The sequence below is a fragment of the Bacillus cereus group sp. MG1 genome, assembly GCF_040460035.1.
GTDB lineage: Bacteria > Bacillota > Bacilli > Bacillales > Bacillaceae_G > Bacillus_A > Bacillus_A cereus.
Genome location: NZ_JARVGY010000001.1, coordinates 4,371,254 through 4,387,592, shown reverse-complemented (window position 1 = coordinate 4,387,592; position 16,339 = coordinate 4,371,254). Strand labels below are relative to the sequence as shown.

Here is a 16,339-nt window from a genome sequence, read left to right as displayed (position 1 = left end):
CCGCACATACGAGAGGAGTTTATAAAACTATGCGCTACGTTATCATAACAGGAACTTCACAAGGTTTAGGTGAGGCTATTGCCACTCAGTTGTTAGAAGAAAGTACAACTGTCATCTCTATTTCTAGAAGAGAAAATAAAGAACTTACTAAACTTGCAGAGCAATATAACAGCAATTGCATTTTTCATTCCTTAGATCTTCAAGATGTACATAACTTAGAAACTAACTTTAAAGAAATCATTTCATCCATTAAAGAAGACAATGTATCCTCTATTCATTTAATTAATAATGCAGGTACAGTTGCACCTATGAAGCCGATTGAAAAAGCAGAAAGTGAACAATTCATTACGAACGTTCACATTAATTTACTTGCACCTATGATTCTTACATCTACGTTTATGAAACATACGAAAGAATGGAAAGTAGATAAACGCGTTATAAATATTTCATCTGGTGCAGGAAAAAATCCTTATTTCGGATGGGGCGCTTATTGTACGACGAAAGCTGGTGTAAATATGTTTACACAATGCGTAGCAACTGAAGAATGGGAAAAAGAATATCCAGTAAAAATCGTCGCTTTTGCCCCCGGTGTTGTTGATACAAATATGCAAGCACAAATTCGTGAAACAGCTAAAGAAGACTTCACAAATTTAGACCGCTTCATTGCATTAAAAGAAGAAGGAAAGCTATTATCACCTGAATATGTTGCGAAAGCTATTCGTAACTTACTAGAAACTGAGGAATTCCCTCAAGGCGAGGTTATTAGAATTGATGAATAACAAAAAGGCGTGCTAAAATAGCACGCCTTTTTGTTTTACTTCTCTAAAAATATGAGCACAGATTCCGCAATTTGTTCATAACCAATTTCTTGATAAATTTTATTAGATGTCGGATTCGCTAGATCAGTATATAACGTAGTCGTCTGGTAGCCTTCATCTAACATACGTTGACTAAGTGCTGCTACACAATGAGATGCATACCCTTTTTTCCTTGCTTCTTTCGGCGTATATACGAAATTGACTGTTATATTATTTTTAGTTGGTCTCGTTTTTGCAGCTACAGAAACGAGTTTCCCATCCACTTCCAAACCAAACAGTCGATTTGTAGTTATTAATGTATACGCAGTTTGTTTTGCTTCTTCTTTCGTAGTAGGAAGCTTTACGTCTTCACAAAATTGATATATCCACTGTTCTATTAATGGTAATTCATCATTATTTACCGCTCGGAAAAGTCCATTCGCATTACACTTCTTCTTTACTCTGTTCAGCTCATACACACCTTGCTCCATTGCAACATTCGTTTTTTTATTTTCTAATACGGCAATCTCTTCCGCTAATTTCTGTACAATTTTCTTATTACCGATCAATCCAGGAATATCCGGATATACTTTCGTTAATTCTTTTGCAAGTTCCTCAATAGTTACTCCCGCAATTTCAGAAGTTGCAACAATGATTTGTTTCTTCTCTTCTGTTTGCAGAAATACAACCGCAATTTCTTCTCCTTGTTTCGCTATCCCCATAAATATCGGTTCTTGGACCATTTGTAATACACCTAATATGAGATTGTTTTCCTGCTCATTCTTTTCTAGAAATGGTGTAACATCTTCTTTAAAATGAAAAATCTCTTCATATACATGTAATTGAATCATCGACAATCTCTTCTCTCTATTCATAGTTTAATTAAGTATTGGCGATTAATTCATCAAATCCCTCTTTTACGATTCAATAATATTCAAAGCTAATGTATTCAAAGCATTTTCAGCTTGTAAAATTCTCTGTTTTTCCTTTTCAAATACATCTTCTTCTTTTTGAAATGACTCTTTTCGATTTTTGATCATGCGCTCCATCTCTTTTTTACTCGGTCCACCGTATACATTTCTTTTTTGAATAAAAGCTTCTGGCGATATAATTTCTTTCCACTCTTTTTCTAATAAATTTATTTTAAAATGTTCTTGCAAGTACATATTTACCTCTTTGAAGTGTAATTCATGTAGTTCTTTTTTCTGCTCCAATGACATATTTGCAATAGCACTTGCTGCATGATGAGCATGCCGAAATGGAATTTCATAGTTTTTTGTTAAAACATCGGCGAAATCCGTTATCGTTATTGCATGTTTATAGGAACGACTTTTTAACGTTTCTTCTTCTACTTTCATCGTTCGGATCACTGCATTCATCATACAAAAAACACGAATTGCCTTTTCAATCCCTTTATATAAATATGGCTGCAAGTCATCTTCCGTATCGACAATATCACCAAATGGTGTATTATGAATCATTTGAAATACTGTAAATGCTTCTCCTAAAGCACTACTCGTAATTGCACGAGCATGTTCAATTGAAACCGGGTTTCGTTTTTGCGGCATAATACTACTGATTTGTACATATGACTTTGCAACAGTAATACCGTCATATTCTTTCGTTGCTAACAACAAAAAGTCATGAATCCATCTACTCGTATTCGTCATCATTACCATAAGTAGCGAGCTAACTTCTAATAAATAATCCGCTCCAGCAACAGCATCATATGAGTTCTCAATTACATTTGTAAATCCAAGTAGATGAGCAACTCGTTCTCGTTTAATCGGGAAACTTGTTGTAGAGAGTGCAGCCGCCCCCATTGGAGACTGATTTAAAAGCTGGTACGTTTTTTTCATTCGTTCTAAATCTCTTTGCATCGTATCATAAATTGCTAACGTATAATGACCAAATGTTGTTGGCTGTGCTGGTTGTGTATGTGTATAAGCTGGCATGATCGTTTCCTTATGATCAGCAGCAAGTTGCAGTACACTTTCTTGCAATAACAAATGATGTTCTATTAATCGTAATACATATCGCCTTAAACTCATGCGATACATCGTTACGCCCATATCATTTCTACTTCTACCAATATGCATATTACTTACAAAATCGCATTTCGCTTCTTGAGAAATTAAATGTTCGACTAAAAAAAAGAGATCTTCATGCTGCTCTGTATAGAGCAATTGCTCTTCTGGAATTCCCTCTACCTTTTTTAATGCGTGTAATATAACTTTAGCTTCTTCCTTTTTCATTAAATTTTCTTCCGTCAGCATCGTAATATGTGCTTTATGCACTTGAAACATATCTTTCAATAAGTAATTTCGTTGAAAATCAAATACATGTTGTAATACACAATCCACATATGTTTTCCCAGGGAAATCAGCGCCTTCACTCTTTATAAACTCTTCTTTACTTTGTTTCATCACCTTTTCCCCTCTCACCTAAGTATTACTACCCATCATACCCAGAGATAGAAAAAAAGTGCTTGTACATAAAAATAAACTCGGTGCTCTCTGCACCGAGTTTATTTAATAAAAGTCGCATCATACTTATCACTTTGCAACACTTGGAAATGCAAGTTTGCTAAATGTTTCCGTATTTCTGCACTATCGTCTTCATTTAAATTATTCGCCAAAAACACAATTTCTGTACAGTTTCCACGTTTATCCATAGCATAAACTGCTTTTGTAACCGTCCATGGTGTGTAACCATTCTTTTGCCCCGCATGTCTGAATGTTTTACGGTATTTCTTGGCACTCATGTCTGTTTCAACGATATTTGCCCACACTTTTTCTTCAGCCTCTGTCAAGCCACCTTTATGGTTTGCCTTTTGAAGTAATACCATATAATCATTTGCAGAAGCTGCTGGTAATCTATCTGACCAAATTTTGTCGTAACGTTCCTCTAAATAAAGCGGAATTTCCTTCTGTAATAATGGTCCCTTCTTCTTTAAGCGTTCATGAATAATCATCGCATATTCACGATATTGCTCTTGAGACATTTCTTTTAACTTTTTCTCTATTTTATATTTTGGAACATGTAATTCTTTATGCAAATATCCCGGGATATACAAAGATGAAACGATTGGAAATAGTGGTTGATGTGCAGGAAGTGATAAACTTTGTAAATTTCGATTGATGTTATCTAATCCTAACAATTCCATTAAGTATTCAGCATTTGCATTCGAACTAAACTTAACCATTCCTTTTGCCACTTCTTCTAAAGAAACCGCTCCTTCAGTTATCTTGCCCGTCTTCTCCAAATACTTTTGCCATCTATCTTGTGCACCACCATCTGTATTCGGCACATAATAACGATTCACATCATTAATCGACACGAAACTAGAAGAATCAATTTTCCCTTCAGTAACTTGTTTCGTATATTCAAGCGCCACAATTAATTTCATCGTACTAGCAACTGGCAATACAACATTTGGGTTTACAGAATAAACAACTTTATCATTTCTCTTTACTAGAAGCGCACTATTTTTTTCATCTTTATGTTCTTCAATAAAAGATGCAATATACTGTGCATCATCATTATTTGAACTCCACACTTTTTTCACTAAAAAGTTACCCGATATTAGCAAAACAAAAATACCCACAATTACTGCGCATACTATAGTTTTTTTCAAGTAAAATTCCTCTCCTATTGTGTAACTCTTCTCTATTTATCATTTAAAAACAAAATAATGGAGATGGTCATTTAAATAACCATCTCCATTATTTTAACTTGTATGCTCCTATTATGTCTACGTCATAAATTTCACAAAATCCTCAAGAAACTTTTTATAATGTAACGACCAACCAATTCGCACCCAATTTTTTAATGCTTTTGCATCAGGTTGAGGCCGAAAATCAGCAATACTCTCTCCTTTTGCAATTCCAACTGTATCTACATCGACACGACGATATACATAATCTAAAAGGGATGGATTTGCCGCAACCATCATTGTAACGACGTCATGTACTGGACTTCCTTTTATTTTCGGATTTAACTTTCTATAAGCTTTATAATAGTACGTAAATATCGGCTCGATTAACTTATTAAAACTCGTTTTAGAGTGTTTCGTAATATATTTTACCATTTCCGGTGTAATAATTGCTTCAGATGTAACGTTAAGTGGCACTAATGTTACATTTTTGGCATTTTGCATAACTAATTGTGACGCAATGGGATCACCATGAAAATTCGCCTCTGCGACTGGTGTTACATTGCCAGGCATTAAGAAAGCACCGCCCATTATATAATATTCTTTCACATACTTCATCATCGGCTTTTCTAAAATAAATGCTGTCGCTAATGTTGTTGATCTACCAGCATCGACTATTATTAATTCTCCTTTATATTTTTCAAGAAGATCAAAAAATGTACAAAAAGGCTTTATATTTGGTGAAAAAGTTTTTGGAGGTTTAATTGGCCCTAAACCGTCTGTCCCATGAATTTCTGGATAATACGTCGTAATATCTCCGGATAAAGGAATTTTCGCACCATTAATAACAGGTATATCTTCCCGTCCTGCCATTTGCAATAAATATGCGGCATTACTTGTCGCCTTTTCTTGTGTTACATTTCCATATCCCGTTACTACACCAACAATATCAATATCAGGATGCAACAATCCATACATAATTGCTAAAGAGTCATCAATGCCTGGGTCTCCTAAAAATAATACTTTTTTCATCGACCTCAACTCCATCCCCTCAGTTGTTATTAATTTATGAATAACCGTGGATATACAGAATAAAAAATGAACAAATTCACACAAAAAAACGCAGTCTTATAAGGACTACGTTTCTTCAGCTAACCTATACTGTTTTTTTTACAGCACTCATACTTCCAATGATGTAAGCGATAAACGCAAAACAAATCGGGAAGACAACTGTATGTATACCGAACGGATTTGGATAGAAAAGATGAATACACATATATGAGCCTACCCCAACTAAAATAGACGCAAGCGCTCCTGTAGCATTTCCTTTCCTCCAATATAACCCTAATACGATTGGCCAAATGAATGCTGCTTCTAATCCACCGAAAGAAAATAAATTTAGCCATATTAAAAAATCTGGTGGTTTAATTGCCGCTGCATAAACGAGTAGTCCTACAATACCCGTAATCCACAAACTTCCTTTTTTTATCGTACTGTCTGCTGCATCTTTATTTATGTAATTTACGTATATATCTTTAATAATTGACGAGCTTACAAGTAATAATAAAGAGTTTACTGTAGACATAATCGCTGCCATCGGTGCAGCTAAGAAAACTCCAGCTAACCAAGGTGGCAACACTTCCATCGCAAGTAGCGGCATTACTTTATCTGGTACCGTTATACCTGGAAGTACTACTCTTGCAAATACACCTGTTAAATGCATACCGATCATAATTGTGCCAACGACAACGGTTCCAATTATTAAAGCTTGGTGCATCGCTTTTGAATTTTTATAAGACATGGCACGCACGCTAATTTGCGGTAAACCGACAACGCCAATTCCAATTAAAATCCAAAATGATGTAACATATGATTTCGTTAAACTGCCATCTGCTCCGAATGGTGTAATTAACTTTGGATTAATTTGAACAAGTTCCTGCATAATCTTTTCAATTCCACCACCAGCAATGACAGTAGCAATTAAAATGATTGTTGTTCCAACTAACATAATGATTCCTAATAATGTATCTGATAGAGCAACTGCACGAAATCCACCAATTAATACGTACACAAGTACAGAAAAAGTAAATAAAAATAGTGCTGTTGTATACGATAGCCCCGTTAGTGACTCGATTAATCGTCCACCACCGACCCACTGGGCTACTGTCGCTGAAAATAAAAAGATAATAATACATAACGCAGAAAGTATAACAACTGCTTTATTATTGTATCTCCCTTTTAAATAATCGATAAGAGTAATTGCTTCCATCTTCCTAGCGATAATTGCAAACTTTTTACCGATAACCGTTAAAACGATATACCCTGTTACAACTTGAATCGCAGATAACAGTACCCATCCAAGACCCATATTGTAAGCAATACCAGGGCCACCAATAAAGCTACTTGCACTACCGTACGTAGCAATCATTGTCATCGCTAATAATAAACCGCCTAGCTCACGCCCACCAAGAAAATATTCTTGCAAAAATTTATTATGAGCAGTTGCTTGCACGCGTCTTGAAGCATATACACCAATTAAAAATACAACGATAAACGAAATTATCATTGGAATGATTACATACCAATTCATCTATTATTCCTCACTTTTTTCTTCCTCATCGAGTGAAATATCTTGAAATACAAAACGAACAACTAAACTAAGTAAAATAACCATAACGATAAATCCAACGATACAGCTATAAAAAAACCATGCGGGAAAACCTAATACATATGTATATTCATTCGGATTTTTACTACCAAGCCCATAAGCAAATCCGTACCAAATTATAAAATTAATAATAGCAAGTCCAAGACCAATTAACGCTTCTCTATGGGCTATTCGAAAGCGTGGATCATCATGATAATCTTTCATTTTTACCCCTCCTCTCACGATGTATTATTGTACCATTGTTCTTCTAGTTTTTCCTACTAGAAAGCAAAAACAAGCAGGATTTTTTTATAATCATATAGAAGATTCTCTTACATTACATATTTTTTACAATTGTAACACAAATGAAATTTGAATTTTCAGTATTTCTTAATTATGATTTTAATTAGAGGCTTTCCATCTAGTTTCCACATCCTTGATTTCGGAATAAGCGCCGTCTCGTACTGCGTTTACATTATATTTTCAAGGGGGTTATACAATGAGTCAACTAGCTGTAAATCTTCATGAAAAGGTAGAGAAGTTTCTTCAAGGTACAAAAAAGTTATATGTGAATGGATCTTTCATTGAAAGCGCTTCCGGTAAAACATTTAAAACACCTAACCCAGCAACTGGTGAAACACTTGCCGTCGTTTCTGAAGCTGGTCGCGAAGATATTCATAAAGCTGTAGTCGCAGCTCGTATGGCTTTTGACGAAGGTCCTTGGTCTCGTATGAGCACTGCTGAGCGAAGCCGTCTCATGTACAAGTTAGCTGATTTAATGGAAGAACATAAAGAAGAGCTCGCACAGCTCGAAACATTAGATAACGGAAAGCCAATCCGTGAAACAATGGCAGCAGACATCCCACTTGCAATTGAGCATATGCGCTATTACGCTGGCTGGGCTACGAAAATCGTTGGTCAAACAATTCCTGTTTCCGGTGATTACTTTAACTATACACGCCATGAAGCTGTTGGTGTCGTTGGTCAAATTATTCCTTGGAACTTCCCGCTTCTTATGGCAATGTGGAAAATGGGAGCAGCGCTTGCTACAGGATGTACAATCGTTTTAAAACCTGCAGAACAAACTCCACTATCTGCTCTATACTTAGCTGAATTAATTGAAGAAGCTGGATTCCCGAAAGGTGTTATTAATATCGTACCTGGATTCGGTGAATCAGCTGGACAAGCTCTCGTTAATCATCCACTCGTTGATAAAATTGCATTTACCGGTTCTACTCCTGTCGGTAAACAAATTATGCGACAAGCATCCGAATCATTAAAACGCGTTACACTTGAGTTAGGCGGTAAATCACCAAATATCATCTTGCCGGATGCTGATTTATCTCGCGCGATTCCTGGTGCACTTTCTGGTGTTATGTTTAACCAAGGACAAGTATGCTCTGCTGGATCACGCTTATTTGTTCCGAAGAAAATGTATGATAATGTCATGGCTGATCTCGTCCTCTATTCTAAAAAACTAAATCAAGGTGTCGGTCTTAACCCTGAAACAACAATTGGTCCTCTCGTTTCTGAAGAACAACAAAAACGTGTAATGGGCTACATTGAAAAAGGGATTGAAGAAGGCGCTGAAGTACTTTGCGGAGGAAGTAATCCATTCGATCAAGGCTACTTCGTTTCTCCTACAGTATTCGCTGACGTAAATGATGAAATGACGATCGCAAAAGAAGAAATTTTCGGTCCAGTTATTTCTGCAATACCATTTAACGATATTGATGAAGTAATTGAACGTGCAAATAAATCACAATTCGGCTTAGCGGCTGGTGTATGGACAGAAAATGTTAAAACAGCACACTATGTTGCAAGCAAAGTACGTGCAGGTACAGTGTGGGTAAACTGTTATAACGTTTTTGATGCAGCATCTCCATTTGGAGGATTTAAACAATCTGGTCTTGGCCGTGAAATGGGATCTTATGCATTAAATAACTATACAGAAGTAAAGAGCGTTTGGCTTAACTTAAATTAATGAAAAGAACCTGACCTATCCGGTCAGGTTCTTTTCATTATGTATTCCTTTAAATTTGCAGTCCTCCGCTCACATTTAATACTTCACCTGTAATATAAGATGCGTATTCTGATGCTAAAAAGGCTGCTGCGTTCGCAATATCTTCTGGCGTTCCAATTCTACCAACTGGAATAGCGCCAACCATCTTTTCTTTCACTTTATCTGGTATCGTTTTGGTCATATCTGTATCCATAAACCCCGGACAAATCGCATTACAAGTAATACCGAAACTTCCAACTTCTTTCGCTGCTGTTTTCGTTAATCCTACAACTCCAGCTTTCGTTGCAGCATAATTTGCCTGTCCAATATTCCCCTCTCTACTTATAGAAGAAATATTAATAATTCTTCCATATCCTTGTTGTCTCATATAAAGAAGCGCTGGTTGCATACAATAAAAAACTCCAGTTAAATTCACTTGTAATACTTGTTCCCAAGCAGATTTCTCCATTTTATGTAACATTGCGTCTCTTGTAATTCCAGCATTATTCACCAAAATATGTAATGTACCAAATTTTTGAACCGCATATTCAATTAACGACTTTGCTTCATTTTGATTACTCACATCACATCGATATGAGCACACTTCATATCCTTCATCTGATAACTCACGTGTCGTTTTTTGTAGCGTCTCTTCATTTACATCGCTAATTAATACTTTCGCCCCTAGCTTTGCATAAACCCTTGCAATCTCTTTTCCAATTCCCTGTGCAGCTCCTGTTACAACAGCTGTTTTCCCATTTAAAAACTCCATTCCTATCCCCCATTTCTATTACTTATACTGTATATTTCGGCTTTTTACTTTCCAACTCCTCTTTGTATAAAAAAGTCTATTTGTGTCAAACTAACTTTGCAACGTCGCATAAAGTGAAACTTTAATTAGTGGGAAGTTTGTTCATCCCCCACTGATTATCAGCCCTCACCAATCGGGCATTTAATCTCCCACCTAGCTTCTTTGTTCCATCTGAGTTTTAAGGTGGGAGTTTTACTACCCGTTATGCGGGATAAATTGCAAGGAGATTGTGTCGAATGAATAAAAAAAATTTCAAACAAAGCAAAACAACTGATGGCATTGATGTTGAGTTCTCTCGCGAACTCGCTGACCACAATGACTTAGAAGCAAACGCACGTGCAAATGCCGCTGATGCACGTCAAAAGCGCCAATCAACCGAAAAATAAGGTACATCACAACCTTATTCTTTTCAAAAGGGACCTACTACCCAACAAAATAAACCGAGAGACATCTCTCGGTTTATTTTCTATATTTTTTTGCATAATGAGCCAAAGTAAGCAACGGATATATATGAGCATAACTATGATAACGAATATAAAACCCACCTGGTAAACCTGTTCCAGTAGGATATTTTTCATTTATATAAGGGTTGGAGAGCAAATATGAAATACCTTTTCGAATAACTGGCGTTTCTTTATCATAGTAAGAAATGAGGGCATCTAACGCCCATGCTGTTTGGGATGGTGTACTAAATGGCAAAGTAACAAATCTTTTTTCCACACTACTTTGGCAAGATTCTCCCCAGCCACCATCTTCATGCTGTATATGTTCAAGCCATAAAACGGCTCGTTTCAATGATGAATCGCTAGATGGTATTCCTAGTGACCGTAAACCAGTCAACACTGCCCACGTACCATATATATAACAAATTCCCCATTTCCCATACCACGATCCATTTTCTTCCTGTACATTCATTAACCAATTTATCGCACTTTGTTTTTGTTTCTCGGGCAATTCATTTTGCGTATACGTCCCAAAAAATTCTAGCACTCTTCCTGTAATATCTGGTGTAGAAGGATCTGTAATCATATCACTTGCATTCTCGATTGGTAAATTTGCTAATATACGGCTCGTTACCCCTTTTTCAAAAGCTCCCCAACCACCATCATTATTTTGCAATCCTTTAACCCAATTAACCGCTCGCTTCCAAGCATTATCTACATTTTCGTTCCCTCTACTTCGCGCCAACGCTCTTAACACAGCAGTTGTATCATCAATATCTGGAATCGTCGTATTCACATCCGAAAAGCCCCAACCACCTGGGAAGAGATCCGGTGCATGTACACTCCAATCTACTTTCTTCGTTTGCTGTTTTCTTAGTAAATACGCTGATGCATTTTGAATCACTTTACTTACTTTCGGAACTTGAGCTTCTTGCAAAGCATAACTGAGTAAAGCTGTATCCCATATAGTTGACGGAGAGTTTTGCAAATGGCTCCCTCTCTCCATCTTCCATATATAAGATGTAATTCCCATTATAGCCTTCTCAATAATTGGTGATTGAATAGAATGTCCTAATGCAAGTAAAGCATAAATCATATAAAACGAGGCAGTTGCGTAGCTATATAATGTTCCATTTTCATCAATACGCCCTTTCATAAAACGTTCTACTTCCTCATATCCTTTATGATGCAAAGAAAGTGGATACGTTATAATTTTCTTCACGTCACTTACTAACGTTTGAAAAACTGGAGACCGATCCTCCCGAAACCATTCTCCGCCCCCGCCTGCAATGTGATTTAAATTTGGCAATAACTTTTTCCCTACTCGAAATCTTTTATTTAAACACAACATCATCGGAATTAAATGAATACGTGCTGAGCTACTCAGTTCAAATATACTGAGAGGGGAATCATTCTGCAGAAACATAATTGGTGTTGGCAAATGAAAGAGAGAAGGATATTCATATTCTCCATGAATCGCTAATAAAAACTTCGTCATAAAATGAGCACGCGCTACCCCACCGCGCTCATTTATAAACATTTCCGCTCGCTTCATATTCGCATCTTCTTTTGTATATTTTTCCGATGCAAGTAAGGCAGCATAAGATTGAATTGTAGCAGATAAATTACCACCCACCTCATCTTCATACAATTTCCATGTTCCTTCATTTGTTTGGAGTGATGCTAATCTTTTTACAAACGGTTCTATCTCTTTATCTCTACCTAATAATTTTAATAAAAAAATCATATGACAATCTGTTAATGGCGCTCCCTCAAAACAAAACCGCCACGTACCATCTTGCCGTTGCATTGTTTGAAGTGCAGTTGTTCTTCTCGCTATTTCTTCATACACTTTTTCATATAATAACAAGTTACTCACCCACCCTTTCGAAATCCGTATAACGATATTCAAAAAGGTAGCTGAATATGTATAAAAACAAAGAAAAGCAGAACATATAAAATGTTCTGCTCATAAACAATACCCTACTCCGACAATAATTCCTAATAAAGCACCGACTACTACTTCATACGGTGTATGCCCAACAAGTTCATTTAACTTCTTATATTCTGTTTCTCTACCGTGAAAAAAGTCATTCAATATTTTTGCTTGTTTACTTACTGCAAGCCTTACTCCTGAAGCATCATACATAACAATAATGGCAAAAATAGTAGCAACCGCAAACATCGAGCTTTCCACACCTTCCACTACTCCAACTCCTGTAGCAAGCGCTGTAACTGTTGAAGCATGAGAACTTGGCATCCCACCTGAAGCAAAAAACTTTGCAAAATCAAATTCACCTGTTTTAACTAATTTAAAGACTACTTTCGTTAATTGTGCTAAAAACCATGAAATTACAGCTGCCATAAGCGGATCATTATGTAAAATTGTTTCCATGTTCTCAGCTCCTTACTAGCTATAATGGAAATCCTATATAGTATCAGTATAAAGAAAAATGCGTAGAAAATACTACGCATTATGATACTTTTGCTGATTTATTTTTTATAAATTTCGGTTGTTTCTGCACTAAAAACTTAGTCTTCGCTACCGAGAATACAAATAATGCAACCCATATACAGAAAAATGCAATCATATGAGTAGATGTGAAATGTTCACCAAATACGAATACACCTAAAATTAAGCTAATTGTTGGTGCAATATATTGTAAAAAACCTACCATATAAAGCGGAATAAGTTGGGCTCCTTTTGCAAAATAAAAAAGTGGTAGAGCTGTAACAATACCCGCTCCTATTAATAGTAATGTCGATAACATTGAGATAGAGCCAAATGAGCCGAAACCATGTACTCCTGTCATTACTAGATAAATAATCGCAAACGGCGTTACTAACATCGTTTCCATCGTAAGTCCAATTGTCGCATCATAGTTTAACAATTTTTTCGTTAATCCGTATAATCCAAATGAAAGGGCAAGTGATAAAGAAACCCACGGGATAGCCCCGAAACGTACTGTTAAAATGATAACCCCCACTCCAGCTAAACCAACTGCAACATATTGCCAGAAGTTTAACTTTTCCTTTAAAACGACTGTACCAAGTAAAATACTAATAAGCGGATTAATATAATAGCCAAGACTCGCTTCAATAACATGATTATGATTAACGGCCCATATGTAAACAAACCAGTTTCCACTAATCAAGACTGAAGCTATTGTTAATGACATTAATAATTTAGGTCGTTTAAAAAGATTCACAAATTCCCCAATAAACTGGCGAAACCTCTTCGTAACACCTAATACGAGTAACATAAAAACAAACGCCCAAACGATGCGGTGTGCTAATATTTCATCTGCTGGAACTTCCTCAACCCATTTCCAATAAATCGGTAGGATTCCCCACATCGTGTAAGCACCAGCCGCATATAGTATCCCTTTTTTTTGCTCTGCTGATTGACTCCCCATCTTCCTTTTTCTCCTCTTCTCATTTTTTCTCCATTATACGGTCTCACATGCTCACTTTACCAATAATCAATCTGCATTTCTTTCGACATTTCTCATACAACGAATAATAAACATACCGTTATTACAACAAGTAACGGTATGCCGAAAACAAATTTCTTTTTATGAGTTTTATGATGAAACATATACATGCCAATCCAAGTTCCAACTGCTCCCCCAACTGCCGCTGATAAAAACAACGTACTTTCTGGCGTTCTCCACTGTTTCTTCTTCGCTTTTCGTTTATCAAGCCCCATAAGGCTAAAAGCTATAATGTTAATAATAAGAAAATAAATCCATTTCATCGCTTTCTCTCCTTATGAAAAATTCGCTTAATGGTAACACGAAAAAACGACGGAAACAACTGAAGAACTCTTTTTATCCAACTAGTTTCATTCCTTTTTCTTAATTAGTTACCTTCATATTTACATAACCAACTAAAATCGCAGTTAAAGCATTTAATATAGAAAAATGTTATGAGCAGAATCCTATATTTCATTACATTCATCCACTACCATATCATCAAAAAAATTGCTCTCAATCACTTTCTCATCAAAACGAAGAACTACAATTAGCCCTACATATAAAGAAACAAAATTTAGAAACCATTCCCCATTCTCATCTTTCTTAGCTAAGCATTTAAATATCTCTTGAAATTGCATACGCTCATCTGTCGCAACAACCGGTCGCACGCCAAAATATTTCAATACAAGATGTAGGTTGAGCTGCACGGATAATGATAAAATATACTTTAATAACTCGGTATAATGAGCAACATTTTTTTGACTATATAACTTCACAAGCTCTTGATGTAAAGTAGAAATTGATAATTCTTCTTTAGTCACTTTTGTTGCTTCTATCATTTCAATCATCTTTTTCATATCCATTCCATTTACCCCTCCTGTTACAAAACAAAAGCCAAAGTATACTTATTTTATAATCAACAATAATTGATTATTTCTCGTCTCTCTTTCTTCTTCACTTACTAAGTCATACTTTTTTAAAAGATGAAATACATCATTTAATATTTCTTGTGAGTGATTACCTTGTAAAAAATTTTTTAACCCTTTAAAAATCTCTTCTGATAAAAAACTCTTTTGACTTTCAAGCTTATTCATCACATCTTCAATAGAATGATCAATGTTACATGCCATACTAAACTTCCCCCTCTATCCTCTATAAATAATATCCTCAGCTAACGATGTAAACACTTCTCCAACAAGAGAATCTTCATCATATACAGATGAACCATTATTTTCTTCACGTTTCGCAAAAGGTATTTGAGCAATTACTTCTGTTTGCAATTGTTCTGCAAGCATTTCGCCGCCGCCTTTTCCGAAGAGATAATTTTTCGATCCATCTTGTTCTTCATAATAAGCCATATTTTCCACAATACCTAAAATCTCATGCTTCGTATGTTTTGCCATTACACCGACTCTTGAAGCAACGAATGAAGCTACATTGTGCGGAGTTGTAACAATTATTTCTTTCGCTTGCGGAATCATCGCTGCAACATCGATCGCAACATCTCCTGTACCTGGTGGTAAATCAAGTAATAAATAATCTAATTCTCCCCAGTGCGTATTCGCAAGAAAATTTTGAATCCATTTATTTAGCATCGGTCCGCGCCACATAACTGGGTTATTTCCTTCTGTAAAAAATCCCATCGACATGATTTTAACACCGTGACTAATGACTGGAATTGCCGTTTGATCAATCATCGTTGGTTTCTTATTCGTTTCCATCATAGCTGGAATACTAAAACCATATATATCTGCATCTAGTATCCCCACTTTTTTGCCCATACGCGCTAGTGCAGTTGCAAGATTAATTGTCACCGTTGATTTTCCAACTCCGCCTTTTCCACTCGTTACAGTAATAAAACGTACTCCTGAATCCGGGCGAAGCATGCTCGGCATACCAGTTTCTGTTCTAGTATTTTTCTTTAATTTCTCTGTTAAAGCTGTACGTTCTTCTTGTGTCATAGAACCAAATGTTACCTCCACTTTAGAGGCACCAATTGCGTGAAGTGATTCTTCAATATCTTGCTGAATTTTTGCTTTTAACGGACAACCTTGGATTGTTAGTACTACTTCAAGTTTAACCTTTGTTCCGTTCATTTGTATATTTCTAACCATATTTAATTCTACAACACTTTTGTGTAACTCTGGATCCTCTACATGTTTTAATGCATTCATTATTTGTTCTTGAGTAAGCATAGAACTCATCCCTTCTCTTATTCTAATTTATATACAACATTTTCTTGGCGCTTCATCTGGTGAAAAAACTTATCATCCACCGCTAACAGGCGGGATTAATGCGACTATATCTCCAGCTTTTATCATCTCTTCATTCATTACAAACTCTTCGTTAACAGCGACCATCACTTTATCCAACGATTGTAAACAATAGCTGGCTTTAAGCCATTCTTTTAATTGTTGCACTGTCATTTCTTGCTTTTCTGAAATCACTAATCGATCCGATCCAACTTCCTCACGCAAATTTGCAAACAATAAAATTATAATCATTTTC

18 protein-coding genes are annotated in these 16,339 nt (G+C 36.0%); 3 read left to right on the top strand and 15 right to left on the bottom strand.

The genetic code is table 11. From position 1 onward, the window contains the following. Positions 1-29: 29 nt before the first annotated feature. Complete coding sequence (locus QCI79_RS23075) at positions 30-779, top strand: (S)-benzoin forming benzil reductase (protein ID WP_001271048.1); 750 nt, start codon at positions 30-32, stop codon at positions 777-779. Between the two features lie 35 nt (positions 780-814). Here the strand turns inward: QCI79_RS23075 and QCI79_RS23070 are convergent, their stop codons facing one another. The 6 genes from QCI79_RS23070 to QCI79_RS23045 form a co-directional block, all read right to left on the bottom strand. Then, positions 815-1,648 carry a GNAT family N-acetyltransferase gene (locus QCI79_RS23070; protein WP_000615376.1) on the bottom strand — a complete coding sequence of 278 codons (834 nt, stop codon included), beginning with the start codon at positions 1,646-1,648 and terminating at the stop codon, positions 815-817. A 66-nt stretch (positions 1,649-1,714) separates the two neighbouring features. Further along, entirely contained in the window at positions 1,715-3,223 is a 1,509-nt protein-coding gene (argH, locus tag QCI79_RS23065) for an argininosuccinate lyase (RefSeq protein ID WP_000813961.1), read from the bottom strand. Between the two features lie 101 nt (positions 3,224-3,324). After that, positions 3,325-4,434, bottom strand: coding sequence for a serine hydrolase (locus QCI79_RS23060; RefSeq protein ID WP_000751366.1), 1,110 nt, complete (start codon positions 4,432-4,434; stop codon positions 3,325-3,327). 117 nt (positions 4,435-4,551) lie between these two features. Beyond that, the gene (locus QCI79_RS23055) at positions 4,552-5,484 is read right to left on the bottom strand and encodes a nucleoside hydrolase (RefSeq protein ID WP_000756459.1); all 933 of its coding nucleotides are present in this window, start codon (positions 5,482-5,484) and stop codon (positions 4,552-4,554) included. Between the two features lie 124 nt (positions 5,485-5,608). After that, the gene (panF, locus tag QCI79_RS23050; RefSeq protein WP_001104819.1) at positions 5,609-7,042 is read right to left on the bottom strand and encodes a sodium/pantothenate symporter; all 1,434 of its coding nucleotides are present in this window, start codon (positions 7,040-7,042) and stop codon (positions 5,609-5,611) included. 3 nt (positions 7,043-7,045) lie between these two features. Next, positions 7,046-7,324, bottom strand: a complete 279-nt coding sequence (locus QCI79_RS23045; protein ID WP_000656239.1) for a YhdT family protein — start codon at positions 7,322-7,324, stop codon at positions 7,046-7,048. Between the two features lie 274 nt (positions 7,325-7,598). Here QCI79_RS23045 and dhaS point away from each other — a divergent pair, with 274 nt between their 5' ends. Further along, positions 7,599-9,083 (top strand): aldehyde dehydrogenase DhaS, encoded by a 1,485-nt coding sequence (gene dhaS, locus QCI79_RS23040; RefSeq protein ID WP_000080279.1) that lies wholly within the window; start codon positions 7,599-7,601, stop codon positions 9,081-9,083. Between the two features lie 49 nt (positions 9,084-9,132). Here the strand turns inward: dhaS and fabG are convergent, their stop codons facing one another. After that, entirely contained in the window at positions 9,133-9,873 is a 741-nt protein-coding gene (gene fabG / locus QCI79_RS23035; RefSeq protein ID WP_000395042.1) for a 3-oxoacyl-ACP reductase FabG, read from the bottom strand. 275 nt (positions 9,874-10,148) lie between these two features. On the opposite strand from fabG, the gene QCI79_RS23030 reads away from it, so the two are divergent. Then, positions 10,149-10,298, top strand: coding sequence for a YfhD family protein (locus QCI79_RS23030; RefSeq protein ID WP_001035818.1), 150 nt, complete (start codon positions 10,149-10,151; stop codon positions 10,296-10,298). Positions 10,299-10,371: 73 nt separating this feature from the next. On the opposite strand, the gene QCI79_RS23025 is transcribed toward QCI79_RS23030, so the two are convergent. The 8 genes from QCI79_RS23025 to moaD form a co-directional block, all read right to left on the bottom strand. After that, entirely contained in the window at positions 10,372-12,225 is a 1,854-nt protein-coding gene (locus QCI79_RS23025) for a terpene cyclase/mutase family protein (RefSeq protein WP_000928169.1), read from the bottom strand. Between the two features lie 99 nt (positions 12,226-12,324). Then, the gene (locus QCI79_RS23020) at positions 12,325-12,750 is read right to left on the bottom strand and encodes a divergent PAP2 family protein (protein WP_000447820.1); all 426 of its coding nucleotides are present in this window, start codon (positions 12,748-12,750) and stop codon (positions 12,325-12,327) included. Between the two features lie 79 nt (positions 12,751-12,829). Beyond that, complete coding sequence (gene rarD, locus QCI79_RS23015) at positions 12,830-13,771, bottom strand: EamA family transporter RarD (protein WP_000535537.1); 942 nt, start codon at positions 13,769-13,771, stop codon at positions 12,830-12,832. A gap of 92 nt (positions 13,772-13,863) precedes the next feature. Beyond that, positions 13,864-14,112 carry a DUF1294 domain-containing protein gene (locus QCI79_RS23010; RefSeq protein WP_000871347.1) on the bottom strand — a complete coding sequence of 83 codons (249 nt, stop codon included), beginning with the start codon at positions 14,110-14,112 and terminating at the stop codon, positions 13,864-13,866. 183 nt (positions 14,113-14,295) lie between these two features. Continuing rightward, positions 14,296-14,694 carry a hypothetical protein gene (locus QCI79_RS23005; protein ID WP_000367289.1) on the bottom strand — a complete coding sequence of 133 codons (399 nt, stop codon included), beginning with the start codon at positions 14,692-14,694 and terminating at the stop codon, positions 14,296-14,298. 42 nt (positions 14,695-14,736) lie between these two features. Beyond that, on the bottom strand, positions 14,737-14,961 hold the full coding sequence (locus QCI79_RS23000; protein WP_000752383.1) for a hypothetical protein: 225 nt from the start codon (positions 14,959-14,961) through the stop codon (positions 14,737-14,739). Positions 14,962-14,976: 15 nt separating this feature from the next. Continuing rightward, on the bottom strand, positions 14,977-16,026 hold the full coding sequence (locus tag QCI79_RS22995; RefSeq protein ID WP_000957517.1) for a P-loop NTPase: 1,050 nt from the start codon (positions 16,024-16,026) through the stop codon (positions 14,977-14,979). 72 nt (positions 16,027-16,098) lie between these two features. Further along, a complete protein-coding gene (gene moaD, locus QCI79_RS22990) occupies positions 16,099-16,335 on the bottom strand; it encodes a molybdopterin converting factor subunit 1 (RefSeq protein ID WP_000583943.1) in 237 nt (78 codons plus the stop codon). Between the last annotated feature and the right edge of the window lie 4 nt (positions 16,336-16,339).